The 21,264-nt window shown below is 71.7% G+C and carries 21 protein-coding genes; 12 read left to right on the top strand and 9 right to left on the bottom strand.

Features of this window, described 5'->3' with window-relative positions; all coding sequences use genetic code 11:
* Window positions 1-48: 48 nt before the first annotated feature.
* Window positions 49-1,101 carry an EamA family transporter RarD gene (gene rarD, locus ACFWU3_RS00185; RefSeq protein WP_384428901.1) on the top strand — a complete coding sequence of 351 codons (1,053 nt, stop codon included), beginning with the start codon at window positions 49-51 and terminating at the stop codon, window positions 1,099-1,101.
* A gap of 479 nt (window positions 1,102-1,580) precedes the next feature.
* Here the strand turns inward: rarD and ACFWU3_RS00180 are convergent, their stop codons facing one another.
* Window positions 1,581-2,987, bottom strand: coding sequence for an MFS transporter (locus tag ACFWU3_RS00180; RefSeq protein ID WP_384429549.1), 1,407 nt, complete (start codon window positions 2,985-2,987; stop codon window positions 1,581-1,583).
* Between the two features lie 105 nt (window positions 2,988-3,092).
* On the opposite strand from ACFWU3_RS00180, the gene ACFWU3_RS00175 reads away from it, so the two are divergent.
* Window positions 3,093-3,554, top strand: a complete 462-nt coding sequence (locus ACFWU3_RS00175; protein ID WP_384428898.1) for a winged helix-turn-helix transcriptional regulator — start codon at window positions 3,093-3,095, stop codon at window positions 3,552-3,554.
* A 16-nt stretch (window positions 3,555-3,570) separates the two neighbouring features.
* Here the strand turns inward: ACFWU3_RS00175 and ACFWU3_RS00170 are convergent, their stop codons facing one another.
* Window positions 3,571-3,996 (bottom strand): SRPBCC domain-containing protein, encoded by a 426-nt coding sequence (locus ACFWU3_RS00170; protein WP_384428895.1) that lies wholly within the window; start codon window positions 3,994-3,996, stop codon window positions 3,571-3,573.
* Window positions 3,996-4,604: a CGNR zinc finger domain-containing protein gene (locus ACFWU3_RS00165; RefSeq protein WP_384428892.1), complete on the bottom strand. Its 609-nt coding sequence runs from the start codon at window positions 4,602-4,604 to the stop codon at window positions 3,996-3,998. Before ACFWU3_RS00165 ends, ACFWU3_RS00170 begins: the two co-directional genes overlap by 1 nt.
* A 21-nt stretch (window positions 4,605-4,625) precedes the next feature.
* Here ACFWU3_RS00165 and ACFWU3_RS00160 point away from each other — a divergent pair, with 21 nt between their 5' ends.
* Entirely contained in the window at window positions 4,626-5,075 is a 450-nt protein-coding gene (locus ACFWU3_RS00160; RefSeq protein ID WP_384428889.1) for a VOC family protein, read from the top strand.
* Between the two features lie 29 nt (window positions 5,076-5,104).
* On the opposite strand, the gene ACFWU3_RS00155 is transcribed toward ACFWU3_RS00160, so the two are convergent.
* On the bottom strand, window positions 5,105-5,311 hold the full coding sequence (locus ACFWU3_RS00155) for a hypothetical protein (protein ID WP_384428886.1): 207 nt from the start codon (window positions 5,309-5,311) through the stop codon (window positions 5,105-5,107).
* Between the two features lie 354 nt (window positions 5,312-5,665).
* Here ACFWU3_RS00155 and ACFWU3_RS00150 point away from each other — a divergent pair, with 354 nt between their 5' ends.
* Window positions 5,666-6,994, top strand: coding sequence for a M28 family metallopeptidase (locus ACFWU3_RS00150; RefSeq protein WP_384428883.1), 1,329 nt, complete (start codon window positions 5,666-5,668; stop codon window positions 6,992-6,994).
* A 121-nt stretch (window positions 6,995-7,115) separates the two neighbouring features.
* Window positions 7,116-7,676: a flavodoxin family protein gene (locus tag ACFWU3_RS00145; RefSeq protein ID WP_384428880.1), complete on the top strand. Its 561-nt coding sequence runs from the start codon at window positions 7,116-7,118 to the stop codon at window positions 7,674-7,676.
* 36 nt (window positions 7,677-7,712) lie between these two features.
* On the opposite strand, the gene ACFWU3_RS00140 is transcribed toward ACFWU3_RS00145, so the two are convergent.
* The 5 genes from ACFWU3_RS00140 to ACFWU3_RS00120 all read right to left on the bottom strand — a co-directional run bounded on the left by ACFWU3_RS00140 (window position 7,713) and on the right by ACFWU3_RS00120 (window position 13,374).
* Complete coding sequence (locus tag ACFWU3_RS00140; RefSeq protein ID WP_384428877.1) at window positions 7,713-8,636, bottom strand: ABC transporter permease; 924 nt, start codon at window positions 8,634-8,636, stop codon at window positions 7,713-7,715.
* Window positions 8,623-9,561: an ABC transporter ATP-binding protein gene (locus ACFWU3_RS00135; RefSeq protein ID WP_384428874.1), complete on the bottom strand. Its 939-nt coding sequence runs from the start codon at window positions 9,559-9,561 to the stop codon at window positions 8,623-8,625. Before ACFWU3_RS00135 ends, ACFWU3_RS00140 begins: the two co-directional genes overlap by 14 nt.
* A 98-nt stretch (window positions 9,562-9,659) precedes the next feature.
* Window positions 9,660-10,892: an outer membrane lipoprotein carrier protein LolA gene (locus tag ACFWU3_RS00130; protein WP_384428871.1), complete on the bottom strand. Its 1,233-nt coding sequence runs from the start codon at window positions 10,890-10,892 to the stop codon at window positions 9,660-9,662.
* A gap of 211 nt (window positions 10,893-11,103) precedes the next feature.
* Window positions 11,104-12,105, bottom strand: a complete 1,002-nt coding sequence (locus tag ACFWU3_RS00125; protein ID WP_384428868.1) for a CHRD domain-containing protein — start codon at window positions 12,103-12,105, stop codon at window positions 11,104-11,106.
* Between the two features lie 258 nt (window positions 12,106-12,363).
* The gene (locus ACFWU3_RS00120) at window positions 12,364-13,374 is read right to left on the bottom strand and encodes a polyprenyl synthetase family protein (protein WP_327681387.1); all 1,011 of its coding nucleotides are present in this window, start codon (window positions 13,372-13,374) and stop codon (window positions 12,364-12,366) included.
* Window positions 13,375-13,593: 219 nt separating this feature from the next.
* Between ACFWU3_RS00120 and ACFWU3_RS00115 the strand changes: the two genes are divergently transcribed.
* The 7 genes from ACFWU3_RS00115 (at window position 13,594) to ACFWU3_RS00085 (ending at window position 21,259) form a co-directional block, all read left to right on the top strand.
* A complete protein-coding gene (locus ACFWU3_RS00115; RefSeq protein ID WP_384428865.1) occupies window positions 13,594-15,669 on the top strand; it encodes a CocE/NonD family hydrolase in 2,076 nt (691 codons plus the stop codon).
* A gap of 38 nt (window positions 15,670-15,707) precedes the next feature.
* Window positions 15,708-16,934, top strand: coding sequence for a fumarylacetoacetase (fahA, locus tag ACFWU3_RS00110; protein ID WP_384428862.1), 1,227 nt, complete (start codon window positions 15,708-15,710; stop codon window positions 16,932-16,934).
* A gap of 258 nt (window positions 16,935-17,192) precedes the next feature.
* A complete protein-coding gene (locus ACFWU3_RS00105; RefSeq protein WP_384428859.1) occupies window positions 17,193-17,963 on the top strand; it encodes a GntR family transcriptional regulator in 771 nt (256 codons plus the stop codon).
* Window positions 17,964-18,004: 41 nt separating this feature from the next.
* Window positions 18,005-18,232, top strand: coding sequence for a ferredoxin family protein (locus tag ACFWU3_RS00100; protein ID WP_266533934.1), 228 nt, complete (start codon window positions 18,005-18,007; stop codon window positions 18,230-18,232).
* Between the two features lie 29 nt (window positions 18,233-18,261).
* The gene (locus ACFWU3_RS00095) at window positions 18,262-19,632 is read left to right on the top strand and encodes an ABC transporter substrate-binding protein (protein WP_384428855.1); all 1,371 of its coding nucleotides are present in this window, start codon (window positions 18,262-18,264) and stop codon (window positions 19,630-19,632) included.
* A complete protein-coding gene (locus tag ACFWU3_RS00090) occupies window positions 19,629-20,480 on the top strand; it encodes an ABC transporter permease (protein WP_384428852.1) in 852 nt (283 codons plus the stop codon). The genes ACFWU3_RS00095 and ACFWU3_RS00090 overlap by 4 nt, the downstream gene beginning before the upstream one ends.
* Complete coding sequence (locus tag ACFWU3_RS00085) at window positions 20,477-21,259, top strand: ABC transporter ATP-binding protein (protein ID WP_384428849.1); 783 nt, start codon at window positions 20,477-20,479, stop codon at window positions 21,257-21,259. Before ACFWU3_RS00090 ends, ACFWU3_RS00085 begins: the two co-directional genes overlap by 4 nt.
* The last annotated feature ends 5 nt before the right edge of the window (window positions 21,260-21,264 follow it).

Below are 21,264 nucleotides of genomic sequence, written 5' to 3'. Positions count from 1 at the left end.
CCGGCGCGTACCTTTCGACGAGGTGTACCGCGCAGGGCGGGAGGGTCAGTGACGTCGGACGGTGAACAGCGGGCAGGACTGCTGTACGGGATCGGGGCCTACGGGATGTGGGGCCTGGTCCCCCTCTTCTGGCCGCTGCTGAAGCCCTCGGGCGCGGTGGAGATCCTCGCCCACCGCATGGTGTGGTCGCTGGCCGTCGTGGCTGTCGCCCTGCTGGTGGTGAGGCGTTGGGGATGGGTGCGGGAGCTGATCCGCAGCCCCCGGAAGCTCGGGCTGATCACCGTCGCCGCGGCGGTCATCACCGTCAACTGGGGCGTCTACATCTGGGCCGTGAACTCCGGCCATGTCGTCGAGGCGTCCCTCGGCTACTTCATCAACCCGCTGGTCACCATCGCGATGGGCGTCCTGCTGCTGAAGGAACGGCTGCGGCCCGCGCAGTGGGTGGCGGTCGGCACCGGGTTCGCGGCGGTGCTGGTGCTGGCGATCGGGTACGGGCAGCCGCCGTGGATCTCGCTGACGCTGGCGTTCTCGTTCGCGACGTACGGGCTGGCGAAGAAGAAGGTCAACATCGGGGGGCTGGAGTCGCTTGCGGCCGAGACCGCGATCCAGTTCCTGCCGGCGCTCGGGTTTCTGTTGTGGCTCGGGGCGGACGGGGCGGCGACGTTCGGGGCGCACGGGGTGGGGCACGCGGCGCTCCTGGCCGCGACGGGTGTGGTGACGGCGGCGCCGCTGGTGTGCTTCGGCGCGGCGGCGATCCGGGTTCCGCTGTCGACGCTGGGGCTGTTGCAGTACTTGGCGCCGATGTTCCAGTTCCTGCTGGGGATCCTGTACTTCCACGAGGCGATGCCGGCGGAGAGGTGGGCGGGGTTCGGGCTGGTGTGGCTGGCGCTGAGCTGCTTGACGTGGGACGCGTTGAGGACGGCGAGGAGGACGAGGGCGGAGGCGGCGAGGCTGTCGAGGGAGGCGGCGCTGAGGGTGACGGGGGTGGCGCCGACGACGGGTTCGCCTGCGGGTTCGGCTCCGGGTTCGGCTGCGGCTCCGGTTGCGGCTCCGGGTTCGGCTCCGGCTGCGGCTGCGGCTCCGGTGAAGCCGACGTCCTGAGGTCGCTGGGCCTCGGGTTCTTGCGCGGTGCGGGCTGCGGGGGCCGGGGCCTGGGCACCTGGGGCGTCGGGTTCTTGTCGGGCGTCGGGTCCGGGGGCCCTCCGGGCTCGACTCCTCGGGGTCGGCGGCCAACAGCTGCATTGTCTTGAGCACCCGGGTCCTGCCGCCGATCCCCTGCGGGGACGACCCTGCACGCCCCCTCCCGGCGGCCGAGGGCGGATGCCTGGGGCGTCGGGTCCCTGTCCCGCGTCGGGTCCGGGGGCCGAGGACGCGACCGGTGGCGGTTGCGGGCACACGCCGAGCCCGTTCTGATGCAGGGCCTGTGGCGCGAAGCCGCCGCAGGCGAGGGGGCCCGGGCTCCCCCCAACCACTCCCTCTTCTCACCTGCACCGCAGGTGGGGCCTGGGGCCGTGGGGCGGCCCCACAAACCCACTCCCCCGCACCGAGCAGGTGCGGTCGACCCTGCGGGCGCGCAGCCGCTACTGCGTCTGCGGCATCCGCGCCGACTCTTCCGGGGCCCGCTGCGGCGTCTTCCTGTCCCGCAGGCCCGTCACCGTGATCGCCGCCCCCAGCAGCACCATCGCCAGCGGGACCGTGAGCGCCGCGCGGAACGCGTCCAGGGTGGAGGCCGCGTCCGTGCGGGTCAGGCCGTAGACCGCCGTCACCGCCGAGATGCCCACCGCCGAGCCGAACTGCGTCGAGGTGTGCAGCAGTCCGCCCGCCAGGCCCTGTTCGTGGGGTGCGATGCCGTCCGTGGCCGCGATCGTCAGAGGGCCGTAGGCGAGCGCGAACGCCGTGCCCGTGAGGGCGAGCGTCGGGAGCATCGCGGCGTACGTCCAGTCCGGGCCCACCGGCAGGAACAGCGCGTACGACGCGATCGCCAGCAGGAAGCCGCCCAGGATCACCCGCGCGTTGCCGAAGCGGTTGACCAGGACGGGGGTGAGCGTCGGGGCCAGGATCGCGTCCGAGCCCATGATCAGGAGCGCCAGTGCCGTTTCCAGGGAGGACCAGCCGCGCAGTTCCTGGAGGTAGAGGGTCACCACGAACTGAAAGCCCATGAACGACCCCACGAAGAGGAGCGCCCCCAGATCCGCTCTGACCATCGAAGCGCGGCGCAGGATGCCGAGGCGGACCAGGGGGGCCGAGGAGCGGCGTTCCACCAGGATGAACAGGCCCACCAGAAGCAGGCCGCCGCCGATCGCCGCCGCCGTCGCGCCCCAACCCGCGAGGCCGTGTTCGAGGCGGACGATCCCGTAGGCGAGCAGCAGCATCGCGCCCGCCGCGGTCATCGCGCCCGCGAGGTCGAAGCCGTGCGTGCGGACGGGGGTCCGTTCCGCGGGGATCAGCCGGATCGCGGCGAGCAGAATCAGCCCCGCCAGCAGGACCGGGGCGAAGAAGACCCAGCGCCAGCCGAGTTGGGTGAGCAGGCCGCCGATCACCAGGCCGAGGGAGAAGCCGCCCGCCGCGGTGCCCGCGAAGACCAGGAGCGCCTTGTTCCGCTGAGGGCCCTCCTCGTACGAGGTGGTGATGATCGACATCGCCGCGGGCGTCATGAAGGCCGCCGCGACTCCCGTCACGAAGCGCGCGACGATCAGCATCCAGCCCTCGGTCGCGAAGCCGCCGAGGCCGGAGAAGAGCAGGAAGACGGTGAGCCAGGCCAGGAACATGCGGCGGCGGCCGAGGAGGTCGGCCGCGCGGCCGCCGAGGAGGGTGAAACCCGCGTAGCCGAGGACGTATGCGCTGAGCACCCAGGCCGCGGTGCCGGTGGAGAGGCCGAGGTCGGATCTGATCGTGGGCACCGCCACGGCGAGCATGGCGACGTCGATGCCCTCCAGGAAGATCGTGCCGCAGAGGACGAGCAGGAGCGCCCAGGCGCGGGCGGGCATGGCAGTGGACATGGCTGACTCCACAACGGAGAGACGGGTCGGTTACCGGCCAGGGGGTCGGTTCCCTCTTGTAACCGCCTCGATCCTCCGGCAGCATGGCGTTCCATGGAAGAAGGCACTTCGAAGTCACCGAGTAACTGCCGAGTGACCGAGCCGGCCGAGGGCGGAGACACCGATCCCTTCCAGTGGGACACCCGCGAGGACTGCGAGGTGCGCCAGATCCTCGACCGGGTCGCGGACAAGTGGTCGCTGCTCGTCATCGCCCTGCTCGACCGTCGTGTCCTGCGCTTCACCGAGCTGCGCCGCGAGATCGACGGGATCAGCCAGCGGATGCTCACCGTCACCCTGCGGCAGCTGGAGCGCGACGGCCTCGTGCGCCGTACGGTCCATCCGGTCGTCCCGCCTCGCGTCGAGTACGAACTCACCGCACTCGGCGGCACCCTGCACACCACGATCCGCTCACTCGTGACCTGGACCGAGGAGCACCAGAACGAGATCGCGGCCGCCCGTGCCGACTACGACGCGAGGGCGGCCGCCGAGGAGGACGCACCGGCCGGCGTCCGCTGAGCGAGAACCGCGCCTGTCAGGACACCCCCAGAGCCTGCACCACCTCGGCCGTCACGGCCTTCCAGTGGGCCCGCTGCCGCTCGCGGTCCACCGCGTCGGCGAGATGCTCCTGATGGAAACGCAGGACGGCCTTTCCGGAGCCGGACGCGGAGACCGCGACCTGGAGCGTGGTGGCGCCGTACGTCAGCCGGACGCGGTCTCCCGGTCGGTAGCTGCGCAGCTCACCCCTGACGCCCTCGTCCGTCTCGTACTCCTCGCCCTTCCCGGTGGGCAGCTCGACGCCCTTCCCGAGCCAGAGGGCGACACCCTCCGGGCTCACGACGAAGTCCCACACCGCGGCGACGGGCAGGGGCAGCGTCTTCGAGACGCCGATCTCCCAGCCCGCGTCCTGGGTGAGCCCCGTCGTGTCGCCGGGCTCCTGACGGTTCGGTTCGCTCGTCATCACTCGTCTCCCTCCGGTTCGGTGTGGCGGGCGCGGTGCGCCCTGACCTTGCTGCGATTGCCGCAGTTCTCCATCGCACACCAGCGGCGGCGACCCGGCCGGGACGTGTCGACGAAGAGCAGGGAACAGTCGTGCGCGCCGCATTCGCGGATGCGATGCGCGTAGGGCCCGGTGAACAGGTCCACCCCATCGCGCGCGACGGCGGACAGCAACTGGGTGCCGGTGGCCCCGGGGACCCAGCCGTGGCCCCCGTGCTCGGTGAACCGCGGGACCGGCGGGGCCTTCGCCGCCGCGTCGTTGACCACGGCGAGGTCCGCCGGGGACAGCGGTCCGCCGCGTACCCGGCCGGCGGCCAGCCGCCACAGGGCGTCGCGAAGCGCCCGCGCTCCCATGACCTCGTCAGGCGTCACGACCGGCTCCAGCCCGGCGGGCAGCCGGCTCGCCTGCGCCCAGCGCACCAGGTCGGCGGGCTCGTGCAGCACCTCCCACCGCGCGTAGCTTCCGGGCCCTCCGGTCGGCAGCAGCTCGAGGCAGAGCGCGCCGGGGTCGAAACGATAGGGACGCCCATCCGGCGTACGCAGGGTCAGTCCTCTTGCGGCCTCGCTCATGTAACCATTATAAGTGGTTACATGACCGTGCACTGGAAACTTGTGGTGGACTGCTCCGACCCGCACGTGCAGGCCGACTTCTGGGCCGCGGCGCTGGAGTACCGACGAGAGGACCACAGCGCGCTGATCGAAAGCCTGCGGCAAGCGGGACAACTGCCGGACGGCTCGACCACCCAGGCCCACGGCCGGGACGCCTGGCTCGATTACACCGCCGTCCGGCATCCGGACGACGAGTTCGAGAAGGACACCGACATCGGTCTCGGCCGCCGACTGCTGTTCCAGCGCGTGCCCGAGGGGAAGACGGTCAAGAACCGGCTCCATCTCGACCTGCACGTGGGTCCGGAGAAGCGCGAGGCGGAGGTCGCGCGGCTGGAGGCGCTCGGTGCGACCGTCCTCTACCGGCAGGACCAGCCGATCGGCGTGTGGACGACCATGGCGGACCCCGAGGGGAACGAGTTCTGCGTGGAGTAGGACCGCGTTCGGGGAGCGCCGGGCAGGCTCTAGTCCGCATCCCGCCAGGTGAAGAAGTCGAGCCCGTGGCCCTCCTCCTCCGCCGCCGTGTACCGCCGGCGCGCGCGCCGTGTCAGCAGGGCGAACACGCCGACGAGGAGGGCCATCGCGGCCGCGGTCGCGAACAGCGTGGCGACCCCCACGGGCAGCAGAAACCTGATCGCGGCGTCCAGCAGCAGGAACGGATCCAGGTTCATACGGCGCACCCTTGCTCGGCGATGGCCACAGCCTGAACCCCTGTCACACCGTTGACGCCCGCCGTGCGGCAGTTGTGCCCGAAAGGCGCCGCGGCGTTGGCCGTTCCGTGACGGAGCCGAAGTCCTATATACGAACGCGGCTGACCGATTTCCGCCCTTGACGGTAGGTCAAAGTCTCGCTGAACTCTCAGCACGCACACCGCGCCACCCGTACCGCAGCAACACCACCGCATGCCCACCCGCCCGCAGCGCCCTCCTCCTGTTCAGCGCCACTGCTCCAACGCCCTGGAACGAGCCGTTCCGGGGCGTCTCGCACGTTCCGTCATGTCCCCGTACGGAATCCGGAGCCCCCACATGAAGTTCTCCGCCTTTTCCAGACGCACGGCCGCGGCCGCCGCGATAGCCCTGGCCGGTCTGCTCGCCTCCGCCGCTCCCGCGGCCACGGCGGCACCGGCCGCGCCGGCAGCCCCGACGTCCGCACTGGCCGCCCCCGACATACCGCTCGCCAACGTCAAGGCGCACCTCACCCAGCTCCAGTCGATCGCCACCGCCAACGGCGGCAACCGCGCCCACGGCCGGGCCGGGTACAAGGCGTCCCTCGACTATGTGAAGGCGAAGCTGGACGCGGCCGGATTCACCACGACCATCCAGCAGTTCACCTCCAGTGGCGCCACCGGGTACAACCTCATCGCCGACTGGCCCGGCGGAGACGCCAACCAGATCGTGATGGCCGGCGCGCACCTCGACTCCGTCACCTCCGGCGCCGGCATCAACGACAACGGCTCGGGCTCCGCGGGTGTCCTGGAGACCGCGCTCGCCGTCTCCCGCGCCCAGTTGCAGCCGACGAAGCATCTGCGCTTCGCCTGGTGGGGCGCCGAGGAGCTGGGCCTGGTCGGCTCGAAGTACTACGTCAACAACCTTCCCGCCGCGGAGCGTTCGAAGATCTCCGGCTATCTCAACTTCGACATGATCGGCTCGCCCAACCCGGGCTACTTCGTCTACGACGACGACCCGGCGATCGAGAAGGTCCTCAAGGACTACTTCGCCGGCCTCGGCGTCGCGACCGAGATCGAGACCGAGGGCGACGGCCGCTCCGACCACGCCTCGTTCAAGAACGTGGGCATCCCCGTCGGCGGCCTGTTCACCGGCGCCGGGCGCACCAAGACCGCGGCACAGGTCCAGAAGTGGGGCGGCACAGCCGGCCAGGCCTTCGACCGCTGCTACCACTCCTCGTGCGACACCACGGCGAACATCAACGACACCGCCCTGGACCGCAACAGCGACGCGCTCGCCCACGCCGTCTGGACGCTCTCGACAGGGACGACCGTCCCGCCCGGTGAGGCGTACGAGAACACCGCCGACGTGGCGATCCCCGACAACGGCGCGGCCGTCACCTCCACGGTCAACGTCACCGGCCGCACGGGCAACGCCCCGGCCGCCCTCTCGGTGGGCGTCGACATCCGGCACACCTGGCGCGGCGACCTGGTCGTGGACCTGGTGGCCCCCGACGGCAGCGCGTACCGGCTGAAGAACTCCAGCAGCAACGATTCGGCGGACAACGTCGTCGCCACCTACACCGTGAACGCGTCGAGCGAGCCGGCCAACGGCGCCTGGAAACTGCGGGTGCAGGACGTCGCCGCGCAGGACACGGGCTACATCAACAGCTGGAAGCTGACCTTCTGACCGGCTGATCCGGCTGTCCCCAAGACCGCCACCCCCCACCGACTGCATGCGTGTGCATATACTGCGCACGCATGCAGTCACGTTCGCGGACGGCGGTCCGCGACACGAGGGGGAGAACGCGATGACCCGGAAGTTCCTGTTCCTGCTGGGCAGCAGCCGCACCGACGGCAACACCGAGGCACTGGCCCGGCTCGCGGCCGAGCAACTGCCCGCGAGCGCCGAACAGCGCTGGCTCCATCTGGCCGACCTCCCGCTGCCGGACTTCGAGGACGCCCGGCACGAGGACGACGGCGCCTATCCCGCGCCCACCGGGCACGGCGCGACCCTGCTGGACGCCACCCTGGAGGCGACCGACCTGGTCATCGCCTCACCGCTGTACTGGTACACCCTCTCGACCTCCACCAAGCGCTACCTCGATCACTGGTCGGGCTGGATGCGGGTGCCGGGCGTGGACTTCAGGGCCCGGATGGCGGGACGCACGCTGTGGGGCGTCACCGCGCTCGCCGACGCGGACCGCGCGGCGGCCGACCCTCTGGTGGGCACGCTCGACACCATCGCCGCCTATCTGAAGATGGAGCGGGGCGGCGTGCTCCTCGGCAACGGCTCCCGGCCCGGTGACGTGCTGAACGACGAAGCGGCCGTGAGGGACGCCAAGCGGTTCTTCGCCGCGGTGACCGAGTGACGCGCCTCCCGGCTTCGGGAGTCGTGGCCGCGGCGCCTACGCCGTGATGTCCTTCGTCGTGAAGCGCGCCCAGGCCGCGGACCCGAAGACCGCGGCGTACAACGCCTGGAGCCCCAGGTTCTTCTGCACCTCGTCCCAGTAGAGCGGCTCCCGCAACAGGTCCGAGAACGACAGCCAGTAGTGCGGGAAGAGATACGGGTGGATCGCGTCCAGCTGAGGGATCGTGTCCAGGATCTGCACGGTGATCAGCAGACCGACCGTGGTGGCCATGGCCGCGATGCCACTGCCCGTGAGCGTCGAGACGAACAGGCCGAGGGCCGCGAGGCCGGCCAGCGAGGCCGCGACGACGACCGCGATCAGGCCGGCCCGCAGCAGACCGTCCCCGAACGAGATGGTGGTGCCGGAGATCGTCGTGACATCGCCGAGCGGGAAGAGCACCGCCCCGACGGCGAGCGCGGACGCGGCCACCACCAGGGTGGCCACCAGACAGAACGTGAGGACGGTCGCGTACTTGGCGAGGAGCAGCCGAGTCCGGCCCGCCGGTGCGACCAGCAGATAGCGCAGGGTGCCGGCGTTGGCCTCACCCGCGATGGCGTCGCCCGCGACGACCCCGACCGCCATCGGGAGGAACACGGGCAGGGTCGCGGCGAGCGCCGCGAAGACCAGGAACAGGCCGTTGTTGGTGATCTGGGTGATGAAGGCGGGGCCCTCGCCGCCGCCTCCGCCGGAGGAGCCCCCGTCGCCGGTCTCGATCTTCACGGCGATACCGATCAGGACCGGTACGGCGGCCAGCACGGCGAGCAGGGCGAGCGTCCGCCAGCGGCGCAGCGTGGTGAACAGCTCGGAGCGTAGGAGCCCGAGGGTCCCCAGCGCCCGCGGTCCGGCGGCCGTTCCGCCGGCCCCGCCCGGCCGGTCGGCGCCGTCCGTCCCGCCCGTCCCGATCACCTCAGCCTGCGACATCGAATCCCTCTCCGGTCAGCGCGACGAACGCGTCCTCCAGGGAGGCACGCTCGACACCGAACCCCCGTACCCGCACACCGCCCCCGACCAGGGAGGCGTTGAGCTCGGCCAGGTCCACATCGGGCCCCGGCGGCTCGCCCGTCACCCGCTCGTCCTCGACGTTCACGCCGGCGACTCCCTGCTCCTTGAGGAGCCGGGCGGCATCGCCGGTGTCGGGGGTGAGGACGACCAGACGCCCCCTGGCCCCGGCGGCGAGGTCGGCCACCGGGCCCTGGATGAGCAGCCGTCCCTGCGCCATGACGGCCGCGTGGGTGCAGACCTGCTCGATCTCGTCGAGGAGGTGCGAGGAGAGGAAGACGGTGGTGCCGTCGGCGGCCAGCGCCCGGACCAGGGCGCGGATCTCCCGCATGCCCTGCGGGTCGAGGCCGTTGGTGGGCTCGTCGAGCACCAGGAGCTTGCGTGGCTGGAGCAGCGCCGCCGCGAGCCCGAGCCGCTGTTTCATGCCGAGGGAGTACGCCTTGGCCTTCTTGCCGGCGGCCGAGGTCAGCCCGACCCGGTCCAGCGCGGAGGAGACGCGCGCCGCACGGGTGCGGGGATCGGCGTTCGGGTCGGCGGAGTCGTACCGCACCAGGTTGTCCCGGCCGCTCAGGAAGCCGTACAGCGCCGGCCCTTCGATCAACGCGCCCACGTGCGGCAGAACCGTCCGCACGGCACGCGGCATGGTGCCGCCGAGGACGGTCGCGCTGCCGGCGGTGGGCTCGATGAGGCCCATCAGCATCCGGATGGTGGTGGTCTTGCCCGACCCGTTGGGGCCGAGGAAGCCGAAGACGCTGCCGGCGGGCACGGCGAGGTCGAGCCGGTCGACGGCGAGCTGGCCGCCGCGGTAGCGCTTGGTGAGTCCGTGCGTCTCGATCACAGCTGCCATACCGGCCCCCGTTCACTCGCTCAGGCTTCCGCCCCACCGTACGGAGCGTACGGCGGGGCGGTCGACAACCACGATCGGGCTGTACGCCCGTGCTCGGGCTACTTGCCTGCGTCGGCTGCCTTCACGAGTGCGTCCTTGGTGACCGCTCCGACGTACACGGTGCCGTCGTCCGTCATCAGGGCGTTGACGAGCCGGGTCTTGAAGACCGTGCCCGAGCCGAACTTGCCCTTCACCGGGTCGCCCAGGGCGTCCAGGAAGCCCTGCGCCTCCGGCGGGACGTCACCCTCCTTCGGGGCGGCGGAGCCCTCGCCGGCGGGACCCTCGATCTTCGCGATGGAGGTCCAGCCCTCACCGATGACGTTCAGGCCCTGGAACTCCTCGAAGCCCTTGAGGTCCTTCTCGTGCTTCGGGGCTCCCTGGTCCTTGCCCAGCTCGTCGGCCTCGGTCACCTTCGCCCCCTTGGGCGGGCTGAAGTCGAAGGTGGACGCGGCCGGCTTGGAGAAGTCGACCTTGGTGAAGCCGACGTCGACGGCGGCCTTGCCCCCGCCGCTCGGCGTGAGCGTGAACTTCAGCGGGGTGCCGGTCTTCGCGTCCACCGCCACCTTGATCGAGCCGATGGTGGAACCGCTCTGCTTGGGCTTGATCAGCAGCTGGTAGGCGTCGCGGCCGGCCACCTGGGCGGTGCCGTCGACGGTGATGGACGTGGTGTCGCCGGCCGCCTTGAGAGCCTCGTCCGCGAACTCCTTGGGCGTGGACGGCAGATCCTCGGGCTTCGCCTGGTCCTTGCCGTGCTCCTCGGCGGCGCCCTTCGCCGCGTCCTTGGAGTGGTACGCCTCGTTGGTCGCGCTGTCGTAGGCCCAGACCTCGTCGCCGTTGTGGATCAGGCTGTACTCGGCCGCGTCCTCCAGGATCGACACCTTCTGCCGGTCCGGACCGTCGGCCGCGACCCTCAGTGTGTGCGAGCCGGTGGCGAGCTCCATCAGCTTGCCGTCGGGGGCGGCGGACGAGCCCTGCTCGTCCCCGCGGTCGCCGCCCTTGGGCGCGAAGGAGTCGGCGAGACCGCCGATGGCCGGGATGCCCAGGTCCGTGTTGACCTTGACGGTGCCGGACAGCTGCTGGGTGTCCGATGCGGCGATCTTCTCGATGAGCTCCTGCGCGCTGATCTTCGGCAGATCGGGGTCACCGGAGGCAGCGAGCGCCGGGACGAGCCCGATGGTCGCCGCCGCCACCCCGGCCACCGCGACCGGGACGATGTAGCGAGCGGCCTTGCGGCGGCCCACTGCGAGGTCCTTGGCCTCTTCGGTGGTCTGTGCGCTGTCGTTCGGTGCCATGGTGTGCCCTACCTCCGTGGTTGGTCAGGCCTGGTACTACCAATCTGACCAAATCGGCCGCACTCAGGCGTCAGACCCCGGGAGCAACTTGTCGTACTGCTCTGGGATGACGCAGAGGCGCGACGCCTCCCCCATCCAGTAGGGGAAGCGCCGCGCCCGTGAGGCAAGAGCTGTGCGGAAGTTCCTGTCCGATGCGCCGATCCGGGTCCGCCTACTTCTGGACGAAGACGTAGTCCGCGCCGTACGGGACGCCGACGATCGCACCCTGGTCGCAGCTGCCGGCCGGGGCGACGCCGCCCACGGTGTTCAGCCGGAAGATCTCCTGGGTGTGGGCGAACAGGCCCCGCTTCTTGCCGGACTGACTGGCCTTGAGGTCCAGCTCGGGGATGTTCGCCTCGCCGTTCGGCGTCCTGCTGATCAGTGCGCCGGTGACGGCGCTGCGGTCGGGAGCGATCCACTGCGGAGTACCGGAGTTGGGAGCGATGAAGGAGTGGGCGATGTTCCCACCCAGCACGGCGCGGACATCGCGCTGCTGGAAGGAGAGCGTGCCGTCGGCGGCCTTCTTGCACTCGTAGATCTGCTTGCCCTTGACGACCGACGCCTGGAAGTTTCCGAGCGCCCGGTCGAACGGGAAGGACCCGGTCACCTTGTGGAACTGGCCCCGGACGGCGCCGCCCGGGAACGCGGCGGTGTGCAGATTGGCGTAGAAGGCGTTCGGGTCCGTCCTGAACGCGTCGAGCACGGCCTTGTCCGTGACCTTGACGCTGCCGGTGACGGCGCCCGTCCAGCCGGCGGCCTTGGCCCGGCCCTTGCCGATCAGCCCGGTGAAGTCGATCTTGATGCCTCCGTTCGTGCCCTTCGCACCCTGGTGGATGTGGAGGGCGGTCGGCTTGTCGGTGCCGCGGAACTTCACCGCGACCGACACCCTGTCCCCCTGGACCTCGACGAACTGGAGCGCCGCGCCGCCGCGGTCACCGACGGCGGGTCCTCCCTGCACCGGAACCTCGTTGGCACCGTTGAGACTCGCCACGAAGAGCGAGGCACTGCGGCCCGCACCGTCCGCGCCGCTCTGGACGGCCAGGTCCGAACCGCTGCCGCCGCGCCCGGCGGAGCGGCCGCCGTCGGCCGCGAAGGCCGGCAGGACGGCGAGGGCGACGCCCGCGGCGGCGACGACCGCGGTGGTACCGACAAGGATGGTCTTGGTGCGCTTCATCAGTAAGTCTCCCCGTACCGATGCCAACGCCCTGTGCGTCAGCTTCTGCACTGGAGTACGGAGCTGATCTCAGATTGGACCCAATCCAATTCTGTGATGCCGGTCACACCGCGAGGAGGCGGCGCGAGCCCTCGTCCGCACGGTGTACGGAGGATGCCCTACCGGTTTCCCGTAGAGGTACGCGTATCGCCCGCGGGCGCATCGAAGCGCCGCCCGTCCGGGCGTCTGTGCAGGTGGGGAGGGGTCCGGCGGGGTGCGTCAGCCCGCGCGGTGCACGACCAGGTCGCAGAGCTCCACGAGCGCCGCCTTCGCATCGCATTCGGGCAACGGCGCGAGCATCGCCCGCGCCTCCTCCGCGTAGCGCACGGTGTCGCGCCGCGCCTGCTCCAGCGCGGGGTGCACCCGCAGCCGGCGCAGCGCGTCGGCGTGCAGCTCGTCGTCCGAGAGGTCGCCCTCCAGCAGCGCGACGAGCTCCAGGTCCTCGGGGAGCCCCTGTGCCTCGGCCCGCGCGCGCAGATGCAGCACGGGAAGCGTCGGAATGCCCTCTCGCAGGTCCGTGCCCGGCGTCTTGCCGGACTCGTGCGAGTCGCTGGCGATGTCGAGGACGTCGTCGGCCAGCTGGAACGCCACGCCGAGCCGCTCGCCGTACTGGGTCAGGATGTCCACGACGCCCTCGTCGGCACCCGACATCATCGCGCCGAACCGGCCCGAGACGGCGATCAGGGAGCCCGTCTTGCCGCCGATGACGTCGAGGTAGTGCTCCACGGGGTCACGGCCGTCACGCGGACCCGCCGTCTCCAGGATCTGGCCGGTGACCAGTCGCTCGAAGGCCTCGGCCTGGATGCGTACGGCCTCCGGACCCAGGTCGGCCAGTATGTGGCTGGCCCGGGCGAAGAGGAAGTCGCCGGTCAGGACGGCGACCGAGTTGCCCCAGCGGGCGTTCGCGCTGTCCACACCGCGCCGTACGTCCGCCTCGTCCATCACGTCGTCGTGGTAGAGCGTCGCGAGATGCGTGAGCTCCACGACCACGGCGGAGGGCACCACACCGGGCGCGTGGGGGTCGCCGAACTGGGCCGCCAGCATCACCAGAAGTGGCCGGAACCGCTTGCCTCCGGCCCGGACGAGATGCTGCGCGGCCTCCGTGATGAAGGGCACCTCGCTCTTGGTGGCATCGAGCAGACCCGCCTCGACGGCCGACAGTCCGGTCTGGACATCGGCCTCAAGAGCCTGGTCCCGCACGCTCAGCCCGAACGGCCCGACGACGCTCACGAGGGGGTCTCCTGTCTGCTGACGATCACACGGATTGTCGATGTGTCGCTCGATTCACTCAAGTCAGCGTATCCGGTCGCCTTTCGATCACCATGGGCGGCTTCCCGCTGCCGCCGGTATGTTCGTGATCAGCACGTACGCCCAGGGGTGAGCCCTTTCGCCGGGTTCGGCGACCGGTTCCGACGTGACCGGCGCACCCCGTGCACCGAGGTCTCCGCCATGGACCAGCACCAGCATGCCCCGTATGAAACCAGCCACGAGGACGTCCGGATTCCGCTGACCGACGGAACTCGGCTGTACGCACGGCTGTGGCGGCCGTACACCGATGCGCCTGTCCCGGTCCTGCTCGAGTATTCGCCGGAAAGGCTGACCGATACGACCGCCGCGCGTGACGCCCAGCGTCACCCCTGGTACGCCGCCCACGGCTACGCGTCCGTCCGTGTGGATGTCCGCGGACACGGCAACAGCGAGGGTCTGCCCGGCCCCGAGGGCGATCCCGGCGCGGTGGCGGACGGCGCCGAGGTGATCGGATGGCTGGCCGCGCAGCCGTGGTGCACGGGCCGGGTCGGCATGTTCGGGATCGGCTCCGGCGGCACCCTGACCCTGCGCGTGGCGGCCCTCGCCCCGGAACCGCTGAAGGCGGTCGTGACGGTGTGCGCCACCGACGATCCGGACGACAACGGTGCGTACCACCCGGGCGGTTCGGTCCTCGCCGAAGGACTGCTCAGCCGGTCCGCCGCGATGGTGTCCGCCCTCTGCCGCCCACCCGATCCGCTCTTCGCCGGGAAGGAGTGGCGCGACATGTGGCTGAAGCGCCTGGAGGCCGTCGAGCCGCCCGCCCACGCCTGGCTCGCGCCCCGGGCGCGCGAGACGGACCGGTCCCGCGAAACGGACGCGCGGGAGACGGACCGGCCGCGGGAGGACACCGGCGCAGCCCGGGCGGACAGCACGGGGGACGCCACGGCGGGCATCACCGCCGCCGTCCTGGCCGTCGGCGGGCTGTACGACCCCTACCGCGACGCCGTCCTGCGGCTGGTGACGCACCTGCCGCCCGATCGCGTCCGCGCACTCATCGGCCCCTGGCCGCACCGCTATCCGGACCACGCCGACCACCCGGGACCGGCGATCGCCTTCCTCCGCGAGACGCTCGCCTGGTGGGACCGCCATCTGAAGGACGCGGGCGGCCGGGCGCCCGCCGGAGAGCCGCTGCTCCGCGCCTGGATCAGCACGCCGCACCTCCCCCACCCCTCGGGTCACTGGGTCGCCGAACCGGGCCTGCCGTCACCGCACATCCGCACCGTCGCGTACGCGCTCGGCGGCGCGCCCCTCGTCGTCGACTCGCCCCAGCACACCGGGCTGGACGCGGGCCGCCCCGTGCCCACCGGCAACGACGCCGATCCGCCGCCCGACCAGCGCGCGGAGGACGCACACTCCGCCTGCTTCGACTTCCCCGTCACGGACGAGCCGGTCGAGATCCTGGGCCGGGCACAGGTCCTTCTGCGGCTGCGCCCGGACGGCCCGCACGGTCAGGCCGTCGCCCGGCTGTGCGACATCGCGCCCGACGGCTCGTCCACGCTCGTCGCCCGGGGCGGCGTCGACCTCACCGCCCACCGCGCCGGCCGGCGCGACACGTGGACCCCCGGCAGGGCGGAGGACGTGACGTTCGAACTCGGCACGGCCGGCCACTCCTTCCCGCCCGGGCACCGCGTCCGGCTCGCCGTCTCCTCCGCGTACTGGCCGTGGATCTGGCCCGCGGGCGACTCGGCGGGCTTCACCCTCGACCCCGAGGGCTCCTTCCTCGAACTCCCGGTGCGCGAAGTGCTCCCCACGACCGATGACCCGGTCGTCTTCGGGGAGCCCGACCCCTACGAGCCGCTCGGTGTCAGCTCACCGGCCACACTCGACGAGGAACGCCCCGAACGCCTGGTGGTGCGTGACGTCGCCCGGGGCGAATGGCGCGTGGAGACCGACCCCCGGCCCGGCGGCCGGCGTATCCACCCGGACGGCCTCGAACTCACCGAGGAGGCGCGGGAGACATGCACGATCCTGGAGCACGACCCGCACTCCGCCCGTGTCCGCGCCGAGTGGACCGCCCGGCTCCACCGGCCCGACCGGGCCTGGGACGTGACGGTCGAGAGCCGCTGCGGGATCAGCTGCGACGCGGCCGGCTTCCTCGTCGAGGACGAGGTGGTGTGCCGCGACGGCGAGGAGATCGTCTTCCACCGGACCTGGGAGAAACGGCTTCCGCGTGAGGCCGGCCGAACGCCCTGCCGGGGCGGGTACGCGTCCACGTAACGTGTCACCCACACCCGTGGAAAGCGAGGCAGGCACCGATGTCCGAGCAGAGCCCGCTCGATCTGGCCGAGGGCGATCCCTTCGGCCCGCACAACCTCCCGTACGGCGTCTTCAGCACGGCGGACGACCCCGGTCACCGCCGGGTCGGCGTACGCATCGGGGACCATGTGCTCGATGCCGGTGCGGCGGCCCACACCCTCGGCTCGCCCTACGCGGCCCTGCTGGCCAGGCCGACCCTCAACCCCCTGCTCGCGGCGGGCCGTACCGCCTGGCGCGATGTGCGGCGCGCGATCACCGCCTGGGTGACCGTGCCGGGGCACCGTGCGGACATGGAGCCGCTGCTGCACCCGCTGGACGCGGTCACGCTGCACCTTCCCTACGAGGTCGCCGACTACGTCGACTTCTACGCGAGCGAGCACCACGCCACCAACGTCGGCCGGATCTTCCGGCCGGACGGGGACGCGCTCACCCCCAACTGGAAGCACCTTCCGATCGGTTACCACGGCCGCTCGGGCACCGTCGTGGTCTCCGGCACCGATGTCGTACGCCCCTCGGGCCAGCGCAAGGCACCGGCCGACGCCGCTCCCGTGTTCGGGCCGTCCGTGAAGCTCGACATCGAGGCGGAGGTCGGCTTCGTCGTCGGCACCCCCTCCGCGATGGGTACGCCGGTGGCCCTCGGCGACTTCGGCGACCACGTCTTCGGTCTGTCGCTGCTCAACGACTGGTCGGCCCGGGACATCCAGGCCTGGGAGTACGTGCCGCTCGGCCCGTTCCTCGGCAAGTCCTTCGCCACCTCCGTCTCCGCCTGGGTGACACCGCTGGAGGCCCTGGACGCCGCGCGGACCGATCCGCCGGCCCGCGACCGCGAACTGCTGCCCTACCTCGACGACTCCGCCGAGGACGAGAAGGGCGGCTTCGACCTGCGCATCAGCGTGGCGGTCAACGGACATGTGATCGCCGAGCCGCCGTTCGCCACGATGTACTGGACGGCCGCACAGCAGTTGGCGCACATGACGGTCAACGGCGCGTCCCTGCGCACCGGTGACCTCTACGGCTCCGGCACCGTCAGCGGCCCGGAGGTCGGCCAGCGCGGTTCGCTGCTCGAGCTGACCTGGAACGGCCGGGACGCGCTCGAACTCCCCGAGGGCAAGCGGACCTTCCTGGAGGACGGCGACGTGGTGACGATGACCGCCTGGGCTCCGGGCCCGGACGGCGTACGCGTGGGGCTCGGCGAGGTGTCCGGCAGGATCGTCCCCTCGGCCTGACCGGACGGAGCACGACCCGAGCGGGGCACGGCGCACCGGCCGACACCGGCGGGGCACGACCCGGCCGGAGAGGGCGCGGGGCACCGGCTGAAACGGCGGGGCGGGGGCGGCACATTCCCGCCCCGCCGCGCGCCGCCCGGTGGCAGATCTTCCCCGAGGCCTCGAAAAATCGCAGGTCAACGCGGTGCTCCCGGTCCCGGGCATGGCGCAACACTCTGGCAACACCACCGTCGACACTCCGTCGGTATCGTCCACCGCATGCCAGCCGAACGCATCCGTGAACACGCCGTGCCGGTCGCCGCCGCACGACGGCGGCTGCTGCGCGCGGACCGGGCACGACAGCTCGCCGACCTGTTGCGCCACCAGGTGCGCACAGGCGGCTTCCCCGGCGGCGCCCTGCCGCTGGAGGGCACGATCGGCGAGGAGTACCGCGTATCGCGCAACACCGTCCGGCAGGCACTCGACCTGCTGCGCACGGAAGGGCTCATCGAACGGCAGCCGGGCGTCGGCACCGTCGTGGTGTCCGAGAAGTACTCGCACGGCCTGGACCGGTTGCAGGGTCTCGCCGAGACCCTGCACGAACACGGCGACGTCACCAACGAAGTCCGTACGGTCGGCCCCGTCACCGCGCCCGCACCCGTGGCGCGGCGGCTCGGGCTCCGTGAACACAGCGACGTCCTCTGCATCGAGCGGCTGCGCCGGCTGAACGGCCTGCCCCTCTCACTCGACCTCACCTACGTCCCGATGGACCTCGGGACCGGGTTGCTCGGCTGCGACCTGGAGCACACCGATGTGTTCCGGCTCCTCGAAACCCTGGCCGGACAGCCGCTCGGCACCGCCGAGATCACCCTGGAGGCCGTCAACGCCGACGCGCACTCCGCCGCCGTGCTCGAAGCGCCGCGCGGCTCCGCCGTGCTGATGCTGGAGCGGCTCACCCATCTCGCCGACGGCCGGCCCGTGGACCTGGAGTTCATCCGCTTCCGCGGCGACCGCATCGCCATGAGCGGGCTGCTCCACCGCGCCCTCTGACCCGCACTCCCACCCTCCGCACCCGTTTCCTGGAGACAGCCATGCCTCTGGCACCCCAGCGCGCCGACGTGCCCGTGACCATCGACGAGTCCAAGTGCATCGACGGCTGCACGCTCTGCGTCGACATGTGCCCGCTCGACTCCCTCGCCATCAACCCGGACAGCGGCAAGGCCTTCATGCACGTGGACGAGTGCTGGTACTGCGGCCCGTGCGCGGCCCGCTGCCCCACCGACGCGGTCACGGTCAACATGCCCTATCTGCTCCGGTGAGCCGGCACGGTCGAGAGGTCCGAACTCCCATGACACGCACAGCGCTTCTGCCACGCACCGCACTTCCCGCCGCCCTCGCCGCGGCCCTCGTCGTCCCGCTCGCCACCGGGTGCGGCGGCGACGCGAACGCCGGCGACTCCGGCACCGTCACCGTGACCGTCGGCTACCAGTCCAAGACCATCAACACCGTCACCGCCGGCACCCTGCTGCGCTCGCTGGGCTACTTCGAGCAGGAGCTGAAGGCGCGCGGCGCCCGGGACGGGATCACCTACAAGGTGAAGTGGCAGGACTACGCCACCGGAGCGCCGATCACCGCCCAGATGACCGCCGGGAAGATCGACATCGGCTCGATGGGCGACTTCCCGCTGCTGATCAACGCGGCTCGGGGCAAGCAGCTCAACCGGCCGACCCGGCTCGTCTCCGTCACCGGCTACAACCTGCGCGGCGGCCTCAACACCATCGTCACGGCGCCCGGTTCCCGGCTGTCGTCGCTCGCCGACCTGCGCGGCAAGAAGGTGTCCACCTCGGTGGGATCCGCTGCCGACGGCACGCTCGTCCGGGCGCTCCAGCGGGCGGACATCGACGCGGAGAAGGACATCCGCAAGCTCAACCAGCAGCCTGCGGTGGGCGCGTCGGCCCTTCAGGCGGGCAGCGCGGACGCGCTCTCGCAGTTCGTGGCCTGGCCGGGGCTGCTCGCCTTCCAGGGCAGGGCGAAGGCCCTGTACGACGGCGCCGAACTGAACCTGCCGACCTTCCACGGCGTCACCGTGCGCGAGGAGTTCGCGAAGAAGCGGCCGGCCGTGCTGGAGGACTTCCTGCGCGCGCAGGAGAAGGCCACCGAGTATCTGCGGGAGCGGCCCGTCGCGGCGGCGGAATCGGTCGCGAAGGCCACCGGTCTGCCGCCCGAGGTCGTCTACCTCTACAACGGCGCCAATGGCATCGCGACCTTCGACCCGACCGTCAAGCCCGCCCTGGTCGCGGCCCTGAAGAAGGACGTTCCGGTACTGAAGTCGGCCCGGCTGGTCGGTGATGTGGACGTGGACGCCTTCGTCGACGACCGGTACGTCAAGCGGGCGCTGGGCGGCCGGTACGCGCGGGCGCTCGCCGCGACAGCCGCTCCCGCGCGCAGCGAGGTGTGGCTCAGGAGCGGCACCACGCGGTCCTTCGCCACCCCCGACCAACTGCTGCGCCACATCGCCGCGGACACCGGCGCGGTCCGGGCCGCGTACGTCCCCGACACGACGACCGGCACTCTCTGGTTCGCGGACAAGGCGGTCTGGGTGGCGGACGGCCCCCGGCTGCTGCCCTTCGTCACCCCCTCGGCGGCCTCGGCGTACATCGCCGGCCACCCGGGGGCGCGGACCCTGCCGTACGCCGACGCCCTGAAGCAGGTGTCATGACCTCGCGGCACGCGCTGCGGGCCCTGTCCCTGGCCGGCGCGCTCGGTCTGTGGCAACTGCTCACGGCGTACGACGTCGATCTGTGGCTGCGCTTCGACCAGTTCCCCACCGTCACGGACGTCGCGCGCGCCTTCGGGGACCGGGTCGGCAACGGGACGTACTGGCAGGACCTGACCGACAGCCTCACCCGCATCGTCACCGGATTCGTGCTGGCGGCGGTCGCGGGCGTGGCGGTCGGTACGGCGATCGCCCGCTCACGGCTCGCCGCGGATCTGCTCGGCCCTGTCCTCGAAGTCCTGCGCCCCATACCGGCGATCGCGCTCGTGCCGGTGGCGATCCTGCTCTTCCCGAGCAACGAGCAGGGAATCGTCTTCATCACCTTCACCGCGGCGTTCTTCCCGGTGATGGTCTCGACCCGGCACGCCGTACGCGCCCTGACCCCGGTCTGGGAGGAAGCGGTCCTCACGATGGGCGGCGGCCGCGCCCGTGTGCTGGGCTCGGTCGTACTGCCGGGCGCGCTGCCGGGGATTCTCGGCGGACTGTCGGTCGGCATCGGCGTCTCGTGGATCTGTGTGATCTCGGCGGAGATGATCTCCGGCGAATACGGGGTGGGTTACCGCACCTGGCAGGACTACACGGTCGTGGACTACCCGGGGGTCTTCGTCGGCATGGCGACCATCGGCCTGCTCGGCTGGCTCACCTCGACGGCCGTGGAGGTGCTGGGCCGCCGTCTGACGCGCTGGCTGCCCCGGCCCGCCGGCGACACCGTGTCCCGCCCCCGGACCCGCACTCCCGCGCTGCGACGGGCGGCGCGGCCGGACTCTCTCCGAGGAGGCGTCGCCCCGTGACCACACCCCCCGAAACCGCCCTCGCCCCGGCCCCTGTCGCACATCCCGGAGCCCGGCTCACGCTCCGCTCCGTCGCGCTCGGCCGGGACGGGACCGCCGTGCTCGACGGTGTCGATCTCGATGTCGCGCCCGGTGAGATCCTCACCGTCGTCGGGCCGTCCGGCTGTGGCAAGTCGACGCTGCTGCGCACCCTGGCCGGGCTGCTCCCGCCGCTCGGCGGCGAGGTGACCCAGGACGGCGGGCCCATCTCCGCCCCCCGCGCCGAGCGTGCGCTGGTCTTCCAGGACGACGCGCTGCTGCCCTGGCGTACCGTGCGCGCCAATGTCGAACTGCCCCTCGCCATCCAGGGGGTCGCCCGCGCCGTGCGTCGCAGGACCGCGGACGAGTGGCTGGAGCGCGTCGGCCTCGCCGGGTACGGGCCCACCTTCCCGCACCGGATCTCCGGCGGCCAGCGTCAGCGGGTGCAGCTCGCCCGCGCGCTCGCCGGCGAGCCCCGCGCGGTGCTGATGGACGAGCCGTTCGGCGCGCTGGACGCCCAGACCCGTTCCGGGATGCAGCAGTTGCTGGTCGACGTGCTGCGGCACACCGGCGCGACCGTCGTCTTCGTCACCCACGACGTGGACGAGGCCGTGTTCCTCGGCGACCGGCTCGCGCTCCTCGGCACCGGCCGCGTCCTGGACGTACCGCGTCCCCGCGAGCGCGAAGCGCACAGCGACCCGGCGACCGTGGCACTGCGCCGCGAGGTCCTCGCGTCCCTCGGCAGCACCGGATCCCAGTGAAAGGC

It is taken from the genome of Streptomyces sp. NPDC058685 (genome assembly GCF_042714725.1).
Taxonomy (GTDB): domain Bacteria; phylum Actinomycetota; class Actinomycetes; order Streptomycetales; family Streptomycetaceae; genus Streptomyces.
The sequence above is the reverse complement of the archived record's forward strand: the minus strand, read 5'-3'. Positions and strand labels throughout refer to the sequence as shown.

Bases quoted from the DNA above. Each gene is read 5' to 3' on its own strand.
- ACFWU3_RS00100 (WP_266533934.1), top strand. From the start codon at position 18,005: ATGCCTCTGGCACCCCAGCGCGCCGACGTGCCCGTGACCATCGACGAG.
- ACFWU3_RS00125 (WP_384428868.1), bottom strand. From the start codon at position 12,105: ATGAAGCGCACCAAGACCATCCTTGTCGGTACCACCGCGGTCGTCGCC.
- ACFWU3_RS00175 (WP_384428898.1), top strand. From the start codon at position 3,093: ATGGAAGAAGGCACTTCGAAGTCACCGAGTAACTGCCGAGTGACCGAG.
- fahA (WP_384428862.1), top strand. From the start codon at position 15,708: ATGTCCGAGCAGAGCCCGCTCGATCTGGCCGAGGGCGATCCCTTCGGC.
- ACFWU3_RS00130 (WP_384428871.1), bottom strand. From the start codon at position 10,892: ATGGCACCGAACGACAGCGCACAGACCACCGAAGAGGCCAAGGACCTC.
- ACFWU3_RS00095 (WP_384428855.1), top strand. From the start codon at position 18,262: ATGACACGCACAGCGCTTCTGCCACGCACCGCACTTCCCGCCGCCCTC.
- ACFWU3_RS00090 (WP_384428852.1), top strand. From the start codon at position 19,629: ATGACCTCGCGGCACGCGCTGCGGGCCCTGTCCCTGGCCGGCGCGCTC.
- ACFWU3_RS00140 (WP_384428877.1), bottom strand. From the start codon at position 8,636: ATGTCGCAGGCTGAGGTGATCGGGACGGGCGGGACGGACGGCGCCGAC.
- ACFWU3_RS00180 (WP_384429549.1), bottom strand. From the start codon at position 2,987: ATGCCCGCCCGCGCCTGGGCGCTCCTGCTCGTCCTCTGCGGCACGATC.
- ACFWU3_RS00170 (WP_384428895.1), bottom strand. From the start codon at position 3,996: ATGACGAGCGAACCGAACCGTCAGGAGCCCGGCGACACGACGGGGCTC.
- ACFWU3_RS00165 (WP_384428892.1), bottom strand. From the start codon at position 4,604: ATGAGCGAGGCCGCAAGAGGACTGACCCTGCGTACGCCGGATGGGCGT.
- ACFWU3_RS00150 (WP_384428883.1), top strand. From the start codon at position 5,666: ATGAAGTTCTCCGCCTTTTCCAGACGCACGGCCGCGGCCGCCGCGATA.
- ACFWU3_RS00105 (WP_384428859.1), top strand. From the start codon at position 17,193: ATGCCAGCCGAACGCATCCGTGAACACGCCGTGCCGGTCGCCGCCGCA.
- ACFWU3_RS00115 (WP_384428865.1), top strand. From the start codon at position 13,594: ATGGACCAGCACCAGCATGCCCCGTATGAAACCAGCCACGAGGACGTC.
- ACFWU3_RS00160 (WP_384428889.1), top strand. From the start codon at position 4,626: ATGACCGTGCACTGGAAACTTGTGGTGGACTGCTCCGACCCGCACGTG.
- ACFWU3_RS00155 (WP_384428886.1), bottom strand. From the start codon at position 5,311: ATGAACCTGGATCCGTTCCTGCTGCTGGACGCCGCGATCAGGTTTCTG.
- ACFWU3_RS00145 (WP_384428880.1), top strand. From the start codon at position 7,116: ATGACCCGGAAGTTCCTGTTCCTGCTGGGCAGCAGCCGCACCGACGGC.
- ACFWU3_RS00135 (WP_384428874.1), bottom strand. From the start codon at position 9,561: ATGGCAGCTGTGATCGAGACGCACGGACTCACCAAGCGCTACCGCGGC.